At 42.3% G+C, this 1,143-nt stretch carries 1 protein-coding gene and 1 pseudogene; both read left to right on the top strand.

Annotation, left to right across the window (positions count from 1 at the left end; translation table 11 throughout):
- Nucleotides 1-599 (top strand): annotated as a pseudogene (locus DU53_RS11715) (IS21 family transposase); the annotation flags it as partial.
- Nucleotides 596-1,143, top strand: a 548-nt coding sequence (gene istB / locus DU53_RS11710; RefSeq protein ID WP_063728806.1) for an IS21-like element ISKol3 family helper ATPase IstB, incomplete at its 3' end; no start/stop codon positions are given. The pseudogene DU53_RS11715 and the gene istB, both read left to right, overlap by 4 nt.

The raw sequence follows: 1,143 nt of genomic DNA, 5'->3' as shown, positions 1-1,143 counted from the left end.
AGAAAAAGATGCTCCTACTCAACGAAAAACCTCTGGATATTTCCAGGGTACAGAAAGCAAAGACAGACAAGTATGGGATGCTTCGTTTTGAAAACAACAGATACTCCGTGTCACCAAAACATACTGAAACAGAAGTGTGGTTGAAGATAGGGGCATCGGAAATAGAGATACTGGATGAAGACTACAAAGTGCTCGTAAAACACCCCAGGTTATACGGACACAACCTCCAATCCCTGAATTGGTATCCATACCTTGAAACCTTGAGCAGGAGGCCACGTGCATTGAAATACACGAGATTTTACAGGGAATTACCTCCTATTTGGCAAGAATACTTTGAATCCAGTGATTACCAGAAAAAGAAAAACAGCCTGAAATTGCTGGTCAAAATGCTACGTGAAACAGATATGGAAACCGCGAGACGTGCACTGGAGATGAGTCAAGAAAGCGAACGTTGCAATCCTGAGACAATATTCCTATCGTACCGACGGTTGATCCAGGAAGAACCATCACCCTTTGAAACAGGGAACGAGGTACCGAGATTACAAGCATACACAACCGATTTTAAGGAATACGATGCCCTGGTGGGTGAAAGGAAATGAAAGAACTCATCGCTCAATACTGCAAAGAACTGAGATTGGGAAAAAGTATAGTGGAAAACTACCAAAAGATACAGGCAGAGACCAACGAAGAATTCCTTCTGAAACTACTGAAGCTGGAGATTGAAAACAGACGGGTATCACGTAAAAATCGTTATCTAAAACAGGCGAATTTCGAGGTAATGAAAACCTTTGAAGGCTACAGTTTTGAAAACGTACAGATTCCCAAGAGTATAACATTGGAAGAATTACAAGAAGGGAGGTTTCTGGAAAAGAAAGAGAACCTAATACTGTATGGCCCTGTGGGAACAGGAAAAACACACATGGCAACAGCGATAGGCATTGCTGCTTGTAACCGGGAAAAGAAAGTCAGATTTTACAGAACGGCCACACTGGTAAACGAACTTGTGGAAGCAAAAAGCAACGGAACATTGAAGAGATTCTTGAAGACACTCAGAAAGACAGATTTGCTCATATGCGACGAATGGGGTTACATACCTTTAGACCGAGAAGGAGCGCAACTCTTGTTTCAAGTGATTGCGGAAAG

Origin of the sequence: Kosmotoga sp. DU53, from assembly GCF_001639905.1 — a bacterium.
Classification (GTDB): domain Bacteria; phylum Thermotogota; class Thermotogae; order Petrotogales; family Kosmotogaceae; genus Kosmotoga; species Kosmotoga olearia.
Note: the sequence above shows the minus strand (reverse complement) of the source record. Positions and strands in the feature narration are given on the sequence as shown.